This window comes from Brevibacillus ginsengisoli (assembly GCF_050113715.1).
Classification (GTDB): domain Bacteria; phylum Bacillota; class Bacilli; order Brevibacillales; family Brevibacillaceae; genus Brevibacillus_H; species Brevibacillus_H ginsengisoli.
Map to the genome: position 1 here is coordinate 600,193 of NZ_JBNJQR010000001.1, position 12,587 is coordinate 612,779.

Annotated in this window: 9 protein-coding genes; 8 read left to right on the forward strand and 1 reads right to left on the reverse strand. The window is 48.4% G+C overall.

The window, feature by feature from the left end; genetic code table 11:
* Nucleotides 1-8 precede the first annotated feature (8 nt).
* The gene (locus tag ACQCN2_RS02955; protein ID WP_426927393.1) at nt 9-2,096 is read right to left on the reverse strand and encodes a sigma 54-interacting transcriptional regulator; all 2,088 of its coding nucleotides are present in this window, start codon (nt 2,094-2,096) and stop codon (nt 9-11) included.
* A 237-nt stretch (nt 2,097-2,333) separates the two neighbouring features.
* Between ACQCN2_RS02955 and ACQCN2_RS02960 the strand changes: the two genes are divergently transcribed.
* From ACQCN2_RS02960 to ACQCN2_RS02995, 8 genes are all read left to right on the forward strand, one after another.
* Nucleotides 2,334-3,962 (forward strand): glutathione ABC transporter substrate-binding protein, encoded by a 1,629-nt coding sequence (locus ACQCN2_RS02960; RefSeq protein WP_426927394.1) that lies wholly within the window; start codon nt 2,334-2,336, stop codon nt 3,960-3,962.
* A 79-nt stretch (nt 3,963-4,041) separates the two neighbouring features.
* Nucleotides 4,042-4,965 (forward strand): nickel ABC transporter permease, encoded by a 924-nt coding sequence (gene nikB, locus ACQCN2_RS02965; RefSeq protein ID WP_426927395.1) that lies wholly within the window; start codon nt 4,042-4,044, stop codon nt 4,963-4,965.
* 20 nt (nt 4,966-4,985) lie between these two features.
* Nucleotides 4,986-6,539: an ABC transporter permease subunit gene (locus ACQCN2_RS02970; protein WP_426927396.1), complete on the forward strand. Its 1,554-nt coding sequence runs from the start codon at nt 4,986-4,988 to the stop codon at nt 6,537-6,539.
* Nucleotides 6,540-6,552: 13 nt separating this feature from the next.
* Nucleotides 6,553-7,539: an ABC transporter ATP-binding protein gene (locus ACQCN2_RS02975; RefSeq protein ID WP_426927397.1), complete on the forward strand. Its 987-nt coding sequence runs from the start codon at nt 6,553-6,555 to the stop codon at nt 7,537-7,539.
* On the forward strand, nt 7,536-8,504 hold the full coding sequence (locus ACQCN2_RS02980; protein ID WP_426927398.1) for an ABC transporter ATP-binding protein: 969 nt from the start codon (nt 7,536-7,538) through the stop codon (nt 8,502-8,504). Before ACQCN2_RS02975 ends, ACQCN2_RS02980 begins: the two co-directional genes overlap by 4 nt.
* Before the next feature lie 14 nt (nt 8,505-8,518).
* Entirely contained in the window at nt 8,519-9,547 is a 1,029-nt protein-coding gene (locus tag ACQCN2_RS02985; protein ID WP_426927399.1) for an asparaginase, read from the forward strand.
* 9 nt (nt 9,548-9,556) lie between these two features.
* The gene (locus tag ACQCN2_RS02990; RefSeq protein ID WP_426927400.1) at nt 9,557-10,792 is read left to right on the forward strand and encodes a cyanophycinase; all 1,236 of its coding nucleotides are present in this window, start codon (nt 9,557-9,559) and stop codon (nt 10,790-10,792) included.
* A gap of 338 nt (nt 10,793-11,130) precedes the next feature.
* Entirely contained in the window at nt 11,131-12,474 is a 1,344-nt protein-coding gene (locus ACQCN2_RS02995; RefSeq protein ID WP_426927401.1) for an amino acid permease, read from the forward strand.
* Nucleotides 12,475-12,587: the final 113 nt, after the last annotated feature.

The window sequence follows — 12,587 nt, forward strand, 5'->3', positions numbered from 1 at the left end:
CTTGTCTTTCATTCCTTCTCAGGCGGAGTATGTAGATAGTTCATCCCCGGACGAGTCAGCTTAATTCCGGCTCTTCCTCTGGTTGTAACGACAAATCCCCGCTGCTCAAGGGATTTCAGCCGGTTACGTATCTGCTGCTCCGATAAATCCTTGTGCCAATCTTGGGTCTTCTCTGCAATTTTTTTTCTACCAATCGATTCCCCCTTCTGGTTGTAAGAATGAATCACTTTCAAGATAAACAGGAATTCCTCTTGAACCACAGGCAGATCTTCAAGCTGAGGTAGAGGGGTAGCTGTTTTTACCGGAAACATGCTGGATGCCTGCATGGGTTCCTCCTGATACTTCCGTTGGAAAAAGCTTTCATTGGGAATATCATTCATGGTGATGATCGTCCCGTCGCAAACGGCGAGCATATAATCGATAGTATTTTTAAGTTCTCGCACATTTCCGTACCAATAATATTGCATTAATCGTGCCATCACCTCTGGAACGATCTGGATGTGGCTCCTGCCGCTTTGGGCGAGAAAATGTTTCACTAAGTGCGGGATATCCTCCTTGCGGTTGCGTACCTCAGGAAGATGGATGTATAAGATTTTTAGCCGGTGGTAAAGGTCCTCTCGAAAAGTTCCCCGTTCGATCATGTTCAATAGATTTCGATTGGTTGCGGCAATGACCCTCACATCGATAGGGATAATCTTATTTCCTCCGACTCGCATGATCTCTTTTTCTTGCAACACGCGCAGCAGCCTGGCCTGCAGCTTTAAAGAGATATCACCGATTTCATCTAGGAAGATGGTTCCACCATTTGCTTGTTCAAATAGCCCGATTTTCCCTCCTTTTTTAGCCCCGGTAAACGCTCCTTCCTCATAGCCGAACAATTCACTTTCGACTAGTTCATCGGGTAATGCGCTGAAATTGACTGCTAGAAAAGGGCCGTCCCGGCGCAGCGATTCGTTATGAATGGCGCTAGCATACAACTCTTTTCCCGTTCCGCTCTCACCCTCAATCAACACCGTCAGGTTGGTTTTGGCGATTTTGGTGGCGATCTGAGTGCATTTCTCAATGGCAGGGCTGACCCCACGGATGTCGGAAAATGAATATTTGGCGATGTAACCCTTTTTCACCAGTTCACGCCGAAAGGTTTTTTCCATTTCAATCGTTTCATGCGCATTTTTGAATGTCGTGACGATGGTACCCTCACTCTCCAAATAAAAGCGGTGGACAATCACATCCGTATGCAGGACCGAAAACCAGCCGAATTCCTCCTGATGGTGATTGAGGACAAAGGAAACTAGCTCGGAGTTATGAAACACCTCTTGCAGGTGTCTGCCTATTGCTTTTGCGGGAAACATCCCCAGCATGTTTTGCAGGTTTTCGTTAAACACCGTGATGACACCTTTGCTGTTGACCGACAATATCCCGTCGTTTACACCGTCCAAAACCTGCTTGAGATGCTTGTTTAGTCGATCTGACTCTTTACTGGTTTTGGACAGGTTTTTGCTCAGATCGATGATTTTTCGTATGTATTTCTCTGAAACAATATCCCCCTTTTGACCGAGCAAGTTGATATGCTGGAGGATCGTCATGACCGTTGTGATATCAATTAGCCGTGGACCAATGTTGACAATCTCTTTTATAAAGGAAGGGACCAGATTCACTTCTCCCGGAGTGATGGCAATATCTACTTCGGGAACGTTTTTTTTACCGGGATAGAACGGGATATAGTTGATGTGATTGATCCCAAGCTGCAGTAAGGTTTCAATCGATTCAAAGACAGTTTCCGGGGCATCGTTTACATACAAAGCATTAGTGTTTTCGGGGAGAAACAACAGCTTATCGATGTGCTCAAAGTTAACAGTTCGCTTGGCCACGACTACCTTGCAGCCATTTCCAATATAGGGAGCGGTCTCTTCCTCGATGGCCGAAGTGGAGAGGATGATCAGTTGATTGCTAAATACGTGGGGAATACCTTCCTCGTGAGAATAGGCTTGGATTCGGACAAAATCGCCGATCACGCCTTGAAGCTGCCGGACAAGCGTTTTTTGCGTTTCAATGGTCCCGGTCAACAAAATAAGTTCTTTGTCGTACAAGGGCATCCCTCCGCTCATTCAACTTTAATGGGATTTAATGGGTTCTGTTGGGTGTATATGTCTTTGGTATTTTTAACCATTATAAGAGAGGATAAAACGATTTGTACACAAAATATAGAAAATTCAAAATATATTACATGCTGCAAACCTATGCGATCAAGTTGGCACACTCTTTGCTTAATAGGATTCTTGACAGGTTGAATCAACTTGTGTAGGCAATGCACTTTAAGGAGGGGATGTTTTTTGAATAAGAAGAAAGGCTTGCTTACAGGACTTGGGCTTTTACTCATTGCCGGGATGCTCGCCGCTTGCTCTGCGCCCGCCGAACAGACCAAGAGCAACACAGGAAACACAGCGCAACCGGCAAGTAGTACTGCGACAACGACAACTCAACCAGAGAAAAAAGCAGATGAAAAAACCATCACTTTAGCGGTGGAGGCGGAGCCAGTCTCTCTTGACCCGCAAAACGTGACGGATGGTAACTCCATCACGGTACAGAAAGCGATGTATGAAGGACTCCTGACGTTTACAGACAAAATGCAGCCCGTGCCTGTTCTGGCCACTGATTATAAGCTAAACGAGAATGCCACAGAAGTCACGTTCACCTTGCGTGAGGGGGTCACCTTTCATGATGGCTCTCCATTCAATGCGGACGTGGTGAAGGCCAACCTTGATTTCGTCCGTGATGAAAAGAATGGATTGGCCAGAAGAAACTTTTTCTCGTTTATTAAGGAAGTCGTCGTAAAAGACCCGACACATGTGACCATCATCGCCAATACGCCCAATTCAGCGATGACTTCTTACTTGGCCCATCCAGCAGCCTCGATGAAATCGCTGGAAGTGCTTAAAAAGAAAAAGGCTGACCCCAGCTTTAACCTGGACCGAAACCCAGTGGGAACCGGCCCCTATCAGTTTGTGGAATGGAAAGAGAATCAATATGTGAAGGTTGCGCCATTTGCCAACTACTGGAACAAGGAGAAGGCAGCAAAGGCTGAGGGTATTGTGTATAAGCCCGTTGTAGAAGCTGGCACACGAATCAATATGCTAAAAGCGGGAGAAGCGGACATCATCACTAAACTTCCTACCCTGAATGCCAAGGAGATTGCCTCTGATCAAAAATTCAACGTATACAAGGCTCCTTCATTAAATGTCTACTACGTCGGGATGAACTTGAAGCTGAAAAAATATCAGGATAAGAAAGTAAGGCAGGCCTTGAACTACGCCGTGAACAAGGATGAGCTGATCGCCGGCGTGTTGGATGGCTTCGGTACGGTGGCAGATTCCGTGATCGCCCCTAATACCTACGGCTATTCCCAGCAAAAGGTATACGAGTATAACCCGGATCATGCAAAGAAAATGCTGGCGGAAGCAGGAATGAAAGACGGCTTTGAAGCGACGCTGTGGACTCGCAATTCCAGTGAGTTTATCGCGATAGCTGAGAATGTCGCGATGCAATTGGGGAAAGTCGGAATCAAGGCAAAAGTGCAGGCGTACGAGAGTGGCACCTTGTTTGACATGCTCGACCATGAAAAAGGAACAGACCTGTGGATCGGTCGCTGGTCTCCAGGAACAGGGGAAGTTGATTACGGCATTCGTCCGAATTTTCATACGAAAAGTTTTGCTCCTGACAACAATAACTCCGGCTTCTACAGCAATAAGCAAGTAGATAAACTGCTGGACGAAGCGATTATGACCGCAAACAAAGAGGATGCGATGAAAAAGTACGCAGAGTTGCAAAAAATCATTTATGACGATGCGCCTTGGGTCTTCCTGCATGTGCCGGACCTCATCGTGGCGAAGTCAAGCGCTGTCTCAGACGTGATGGTGTTGCCGAGCGATACCGTGATCGTGAACACCGCCGAAAAGAAATAACGACCAAACACGTTGCGGGCATGCTTTACCGCCGGATAGAGGTGAGCGCCCGCAACGGTTCCCTAAAGAGGTGAACGATTTGTTTTCATTTATTATGAGGCGTACAGCCGGAATGGTGCCAATGTTGATCATTGTTTCCATCCTTTCGTTTTTATTCGTTCATTTGACGCCAGGGGACCCAATCCGCGTGCTGTACGGAAATGAAATCGATGCGGAAACCTACCAGAAGCTCAAGGAAAAAGAGGGTCTCAACGCCCCGCTCTACCAGCAATACGTCCGTTACGTCAGCAAAATTGTCATCCACGGAGATTTTGGTATCTCCTATCGTACGAAATCCAATGTGTCCGACGAGATCCTTCGGCGCTTTTCCTACACACTTCTGCTGACACTTGCCAGCATGGTCTGGGCGGTAGTGATCGGACTTTTGGTCGGGATTATCTCCGCCGTCAAGCGGAATTCGTTGCTGGATCGGATCGGCATGGTGTCAGCCATCACCGCGCTGAGCATCCCAGAATTCTGGTTTGGCCTCATGCTTATGCAGATTTTCGCCGTGCAGCTTGGCTGGTTTCCCACTAGCGGAAGTGGGACTGTCTCCCATTTGATTTTGCCTTCACTGACATTGGGACTTGGCGTGGCGGCGATCATCGCCCGGTTTACAAGATCCAGTATCCTAGAGGTGTTGCGGGAGGATTTTGTACGCACGGCCAGGGCAAAAGGGCAGCGTCAATGGGTTATCGTACTGACGCATGTGCTACGAAGCGCATTGATCCCTGTCGTGACAATGACCGGTTTACAATTTGGTTTCCTCCTCGGCGGGGCTGTCGTCGTGGAACAAGTATTTGCTTGGCCTGGGCTCGGCTCTTACTTAATCGATTCCATTCTGACGCGCGATTATCCGGTAATCCAGGCACTTATCCTGCTCTTTTCGGTACAGTTTTTGACCGTGAACCTGCTTGTTGATGTCAGCTATGGAGTACTGAATCCGCAAATTCGTTACGAATAACAAGGAGAAGGAGACTCAGTATGCAGGCAAAGGAAAACCACTCTCCGTCGCCTTTTTGGACGTTTCTCAAAAAATTCCGCAAACAACGCGTGGCGCTAGGGTCACTGTTCATCGTGATGGGCATCGTATTCGCGGGCTTGTTTGCTCCCTGGCTCGTCCCTTATAACCCGTATCGGCCCGTGACTGATCAATACCAGGCAAAAGGGATTGAAGTCAGCCAACTGACAAATGTGAAAGTGCCGGTTGCAGTCTGGATGAGCGATGGAAGCAAAGATACGAGTAGTAACACAATATCCCTGGAAAGTGAGGATGGGCAAATCGCCACCGTCCGTAAAACAGCGAGCGTGGCCACTGTGTATGCGAATGGGGATGGAACGACCTCCATCCTCGTGTCAAACGGACAGATTGCTTCCCGTCTGAAAGTGGTTGTCTCCGGTCAGGACGATGGGCAAATCTATCTGTCCCAGTTGGTGGCAACCATGCCAAAGCAGCGGTTGCAAACAGGAGAGAGCACCCAAGCGGACGTGAGCGCCATACTGACGGATGGCACTCAATTGGCAGGAATGCGGAATATACTGGCCTTTGTGGAACAAACCAAGGCTGTGGCGGCATCAGCACCTGCTTTTAACAATGGATTTTCCAATTCGTCAGAAACCCCTGCCCAAAGCAACTCGCTTTCATTCCAATCACTGACTCCTGGTGTTGTAGATGTGAGCCAAGGCGGCATGATCACCGCCGTCGGAGAAGGGGATGGAGCAATTAAGGTTTCAGTTGACGGGATTTCCGCTCTGATTCCAGTGGCAGTGAACCAGCCGCTCTCACAAAAAGTTCCGGTGAGGCTCGAACCCGGCAGCTTGCTTGTCAGCTTGATGAATGCGTATAAACACCAATCGCCGTCCTCCCTGCACTGGTTTGGAACCGATCACCAGAATCGCGATATTTTCTCCCGTGTTCTGTGGGGAACGAGAGAAACGTTGTTGATCGGTTTCGTCTCAGTCTCGATCGGCGCTGTCATCGGAACGGTGCTAGGGCTTGTCGCTGGCTACTACGGACGATGGATCGATGGATTGATCACGCGCTTTACGGATGTGCTGCTGGCCTTCCCCGGCATTTTGCTGGCTATTGCGGTGATCGCACTGCTTGGTCCGGGCATCACCAATATCATCTTCGCTGTTTCCGTCTTTACAATTCCGATCTTTATTCGGATTGTGCGGGGCAGCACACTAGCGCTCAAGGAGATGACCTATGTGGAGGCGGCCAAGTCCATAGGGGTTCGGGACTCAGTGATTGTCATGCGGCATATCTTTCCAGGTACGATGTCAGTGGTGTTGGTTTATTTGACGATGCGGATCGGTACAGCGATTCTCATCGGGGCGTCCCTCAGCTTCCTTGGCCTGGGCGGAGATATTACCGCTCCCGAATGGGGGGCCATGCTGAGTGCGGCGAAGGATAACAGTCGCAATCTGTTTCACCCCACCTTTTTTCCAGGCCTCTCCATTGTCATCACCGTGCTTTGCTTTAACTTGCTTGGCGATGGTTTGCGGGATGCGCTTGACCCGAAATTAAAGGACTAGGAGGTGAAAACTCATGCAAGACATCATGCTGGAAGTAACCGATTTGACAGTCAATTTTCGTAACGATGAAACCGAATATACGGTTGTGAACGGTATTTCCTTTTATATGAAAAAGGGGGAGACTTTAGGGCTGGTCGGGGAATCCGGATGCGGCAAAAGTATTACCTCTCTGTCCATCATGAGGCTGGTGCCGACGCCTCCAGGGAATATCGCCTCCGGAGAAATCCGTTACAAGGGCACCAATCTCCTTGCTCTGAAGGAAAAAGAAATGAATGTGGTTCGGGGCAATGAGATCTCGATGATCTTTCAGGAGCCGATGACCTCACTCACTCCCGTATTCACGATTGGTCGCCAACTGGATGAGGTCATACTGCTCCATACCAAGTTGTCCAAAAAAGCGGCCAAAGCCAAATCAATTGAGATGCTGAACCTGGTGGGGATTCCTCGTGCACAAGAGATCTATGAGAGCTATCCGCATGAATTGTCCGGTGGCATGCGCCAACGGGTGATGATTGCGATGGGGCTTGCCTGCGAGCCGCAGCTATTGATTGCGGATGAGCCGACCACGGCGCTTGATGTGACGATCCAAGCGCAAATTTTGGATTTGATGCGGGAACTCAAAGAAAAAATGGACACCTCCATCCTGTTCATCACGCACGACTTGGGGGTCGTAGCCGAAATGTGCGACAGGGTAATCGTCATGTATGCGGGAGAAATCGTGGAAGAAGCCGATGTGGATACACTATTTCACAATCCCAAGCACCCCTATACCCGCGGATTGCTAGAATCCATCCCCAACATGAATGAGAAAAAGAACCGCCTGTTTTCCATCGGTGGACAGGTGCCACCTGCTGGCTCGATTCAGAAAGGCTGCCGATTTCGTGACCGGTGCGGCTTCGCCGCCGAGCGATGCGGGGAAGAGAATCCCGGGTTGCTTACGATTAGGGTGGGGCATACCTGTCGCTGCTGGCTCTACGAGGAACAGGGAGGGCGAACATGACGGATGTGCTATTAGACGTACAACAACTGCAAGTGCATTTCCCTATCAAAAAGGGCATTTTCCAGAGGACACAAGGGTTTGTCAAAGCGGTGGATGACATTTCCTTTGCGATAGGAAGAGGAGAAACTTTTGGCTTGGTTGGCGAATCAGGCTGCGGTAAGTCCACAACCGGCAGAGCTATCATGAATCTGATCAAACCGAGTGCTGGGCGAGTTCTTTTTGCAGGGGAAGACTTGGCTTCAATGTCACCGAGGCAAATGCTCGCAAGAAGAAAGGACCTGCAAATGGTGTTTCAGGACCCATACGCATCGCTCAACCCACGCCTAACGATTGAGCAGATTTTGAATGAGCCGCTTACTGCCCACAGGATAGGAGATGCCGCTTCGCGAAGGCAGATCATTGCTCGGATGATGGAGGTATGCGGACTTAACCCTGCGTTTCTAAAACGGTATGCGCATGAATTTTCGGGAGGGCAGCGGCAGCGGATATGCATTGCCCGTGCGTTGATCTTAAAGCCTCAGCTTATCGTGGCAGACGAACCAGTCTCAGCGCTCGACGTCTCCATCCAATCGCAAATTCTTAATCTGATGCAGGATTTGCAGGAGGAGTTCCAGCTCACCTACCTGTTTATCTCACATGATTTGGCGGTGGTTAAGCATTTGTGCAGCAGAGTGGGTGTCATGTATTTAGGAAGAATGGCAGAGCTGGGCACAGCGGACAGTATCTACGCAAACCCGCTTCACCCGTATACGCAGTCGCTCCTGTCAGCCATTCCCACTGCGGACCCGCGGCAAAAAAGGGAACGAATACTGCTGCGCGGTGAAGTTCCGTCCCCGGCCAATCCGCCAAAGGGCTGCGCATTCGTGACGAGATGTCCAAAATCCATGGACATCTGCAGGCAAGTCAGACCTCGTGTCAGTAAGGTGGAAGAGGATCATTTGGTCGCTTGTCATCTCTTTACGTGAGAGAGGAGACACATATGAAAGAAACAATGGTAGTAGTCAAACGCGGTAACTATATCGAAAGCACGCACGCAGGGAGCATCGCCGTCGTGGATCGGCATGGGAATCTCCTATATGGGCTAGGTGACATCTCGCGGATGACCTTTACCCGCTCTGCGTTGAAACCGGTTCAGGCCATCCCCGTTCTACAGTCGGGAGCCGCTGAGCGTTTTTTGATGACGGATAAGGAAATCGCCATTTGCTGCGGCTCCCACAATGGGGAGGAACAGCATACACAATTAGTCAACTCCATGCTGTTTCGCATTGGACTGCAAGAGGATCATCTGCAATGTGGCGCACATCCTCCGTACAACCAATCACACTATTTGGAAATGGTGAGAAAACAGTTGGAGCCCAGTGCCATTCATAATAACTGCTCTGGGAAGCATACGGGAATGCTGGCGCTTGCCGTGCATTTGGAAAGTGATATTGCTACCTATCATCATCTGGAGCATCCCGTTCAGCGCAAAGTGGTTGAAGCATTGGTGGAGCTATCCGAGTTCCCACAGGATCAGATGCTGACAGGCATTGATGGCTGCGGTGTACCCAATTTCGGCATTCCTATAGATAAATTGGCTCTCGTTTTTGCCAAATTGGCCAATCCCGACAACGTGCAACCCTATTCGCTCAGGCAAGCGATCAAGCGACTCACCCATGCCATGGTACAGTATCCCGAGATGATTAGTGGGAATAACGATTTCTGCACGGAGTTGATCAGGGTAGGAAGCGGAAAAGTGATTGCCAAGGGTGGCGCAGAAGGTGTCTATTGCATGGGGCTCGTTGAGAGAGGGATTGGGGTTGCGATCAAAGTAGAAGATGGCAACTGGAGATCCGCTACACCAGTTGCTGTTGAAGTACTGAAACAGTTGGGGGAGCTTACGCCACAGGAAGAGCAGGCGCTCCAATCCTTTCATATGCCTGTGATCGCTAACAGAAAAGGGGAGACGGTCGGCATTATTGAGCCAATCTTTCAGTTAAAACCAAGGAACACGAACTCCAGACACTAAGGGGGAATCATGATGTCACTTGCGAAATGTAATCTTTTGAGGCTTTTCACTGTATTTCTGGCTTGCGTTTTGATGGTGGCAGGTGCCGTGCAGGGCGTTTACGCGGAAGAGAAAACTGGATCGGCTAAAGGAACGCTGGTGATTATCGGCGGCAATCTGGAAACAAACAATGCGGAAGTCTACAACAAGATGATCGAGTTGGCAGGGGGCAAGGATGAGGCAATCATCGGGATTTTTCCCACAGCTAGCGGCTCCATGACCTCGTCCAACAGCATGAAACAAGATTTTGAAGCGTACGGCATTCCTTCCGATCGTGTCCGCATCCTTGACATTACCGAAAAGAACTATCCAGACAAGGTGAACAATGAAGCAGTCGTGGCCGAAATTTCCCAATGCACAGGGCTCTTTTTCGTAGGCGGTGATCAGTCGCGTATTACCAAAGCGTTTTATAACGCGGACGGGACGAATACGAAGGCGCTCGATGCGGTGTGGAACGTTTATAGAAACGGTGGCATGATTGGCGGAACATCTGCAGGAGCGGCGATCATGTCGAATCCGATGATCCAGAACGCCACTTCTCTGGAAACATTTGATCTAGGTGTGACCTACGATGGGGACAAACCAGGCTTGTGGGTGACGAAAGGTCTCGGCTTCTTTGAGGGAGGCATCGTCGACCAGCATTTTAGCAAGCGCGGGCGCATCGGTCGTCTCGTGGTTGCACTGGTACATGAAAAGATGAACTACGGTTTTGGCATTGATGAAAACTCCGCGATGGTAGTGCAAGGCAACGAGTTCCAGGTAATTGGAGCAAGCGGCATGTTCCTGATCGATGTTTCAAAAGTAAGTACAACCAAGAGCGGCGCCTATAAAAACGTGGATGTCTCTTATATCGAGAAAGGGGACCGATACAACTTCGCCACCCAGACGTTCACTTTGGATAAATCAAAAACACTGATCCCAAAAGGGAAAGAGTATTACGAGGGCAATGCGCTGAATACGAACATTTTTGGTTCAGACGCGGCCAAAACGGCCCTGCTGGACGATCTGGTCGATAATAAGGAAAAGCAATCGCGTGGCTTGGCATTTAGTCTTGACAAGAAAAACAAAGGGAAGGGCGTATCCGTGATATTCAGCAAAACCTCCAAGACAGAGGGCTACTACGATGCATCCGAGTACGCCTCATCTGCTCTTCACGTCAAAATGGATATCATTCCGATTGAGGTAGAGGTAAAAGAGTCGAAATAATAGCGTAATATTAAGGGGTTTTTAGTGGTTCACAATTCGAGTGGAGGAGTATTTTCTACTAAAAACCAATGAACGTTACTAGTAAAGCTGTCCATTTGCAGATCACTGCATGAGGACAGCTTTTTTGACGGAATTTTTACCGAGTGTTGTCTTTTTGGGCTAAACTTATTGAAAACATACGTACGTTTAAATCATGTCATATTTATTGGAAAAATAAATTTTACTAAAAGTAATTATAGTAAAAGTGAACAAAAGGTTTGATTTATTCGTCATTTTGCGATATAACAGAAAAGTTGAAAAAACATATAATCAGAGAGAATAAGTCAGAAGGAGAAGCTATGGAGAGTAATTCACACAATTTAAAGCGAACAATGAAGGAACGCCACATTATGATGATTGCATTGGGTGGCGCGATCGGTGCAGGTATATTTAAAGGGAGCAGTTCCGCGATTAACATGGCGGGCCCTGGTGTTGTACTGGCTTATATACTGGGTGGCATTATTATGTTTTTTGTCATGCAGGGGTTGGCGGAAATGGCTGTTCGAAATCTCAAAGCCAGAACATTTCGTGATTTGATCGAACCGATTCTAGGTGGCTACTCCGGCTATTTTGTCGGTTGGACCTATTGGATTTTCTGGGTGTGTGCGATGGCGGCGGAAGCCATAGCAGCCGCATCATTTTTGCAATTTTGGCTGCCGGATCAGCCCATTTGGGTTTTATCCTTAATTGTCTCAATATTTGTTACATTGCTGAATCTTTTCTCAGTAAAAGTTTTCGCCGAGACAGAGTATTGGTTTGCTTCTATCAAGATTGCGGTTATTCTGTTGTTCATCCTGTTTGGATTGGTTGTGTTGCTAGTTCCAATGGGAGGTCATCCCGCGATTGGATTTACGAACTTGACGGCCCATGGCGGATTTTTGCCGAATGGAATTTTCGGAATAGTCCAAGCAATGCTAGTGGTGGTCTTTTCCTATGGTGGAACCGAGATGATTGGCGTCACGTTGGCGGAAGCACAAAATCCCGAGAAGGTTATTCCGAAGGCGGTTCGTGGCACGTTTGTCCGGATCTTATCATTTTATGTGCTTCCATTTTTAGTGATCGTCAGTTTGATCCCGTGGAATGAGGTCAATGCGGCGAAAGAAAGTCCGTTCGTAACGGTTTTTGAGTTGATGGGGATTCCATTTGTGGGCCATTTCATGAACGCGGTTATGCTGACTGCTGTGTTGTCTGCAATGAATACAGGAATGTACGCCGCTTCACGCATGCTCTACACACAAGCGCTTGATGGACGAGCTTGGCGCGGATTCGCTACACTCTCCAGAAGACACGTACCGGTGAACTCGATTTTGGCCAGTACGATTGCTATCTACATTGGCGTTTTGATCTCGTTCTTTGCGGGAAGCGATACATTCGAATATCTCATGGCTTCACTTGGGTATACGATACTCATCATTTGGTTCTTCATCTGTTTGGCTCATTTGAATAGCCGCAAACACAATACACAATTAACCGGATACTACGTCAAATGCTTCCCGTATACCACCTGGGTCGCCATTTTATCGATTGTATCTATATTTATCGGAGTGGTGTATACCACACCAATCTGGGGTACGGTTGCCACGTTGGGGTTGTACACGATCATCAGTTTGAATTACTTCCGAAGACGCAACAAGCGAGCCTAAATAACCGTTTTTTTGCGAAATGACAAGATTATGGAAACAGGCAAAGAAGTTGCAATTCTTGATTATAACGGCAATTGTCTCTATAATTCGAAAGAAGAGAACGAAACGGAACT

Coding starts and splice junctions, on each gene's coding strand:
- ACQCN2_RS02990 (WP_426927400.1), top strand. CDS start 9,557: ATGATGTCACTTGCGAAATGTAATCTTTTGAGGCTTTTCACTGTATTT.
- ACQCN2_RS02975 (WP_426927397.1), top strand. CDS start 6,553: ATGCAAGACATCATGCTGGAAGTAACCGATTTGACAGTCAATTTTCGT.
- ACQCN2_RS02980 (WP_426927398.1), top strand. CDS start 7,536: ATGACGGATGTGCTATTAGACGTACAACAACTGCAAGTGCATTTCCCT.
- ACQCN2_RS02985 (WP_426927399.1), top strand. CDS start 8,519: ATGAAAGAAACAATGGTAGTAGTCAAACGCGGTAACTATATCGAAAGC.
- ACQCN2_RS02955 (WP_426927393.1), bottom strand. CDS start 2,096: ATGCCCTTGTACGACAAAGAACTTATTTTGTTGACCGGGACCATTGAA.
- ACQCN2_RS02970 (WP_426927396.1), top strand. CDS start 4,986: ATGCAGGCAAAGGAAAACCACTCTCCGTCGCCTTTTTGGACGTTTCTC.
- ACQCN2_RS02995 (WP_426927401.1), top strand. CDS start 11,131: ATGGAGAGTAATTCACACAATTTAAAGCGAACAATGAAGGAACGCCAC.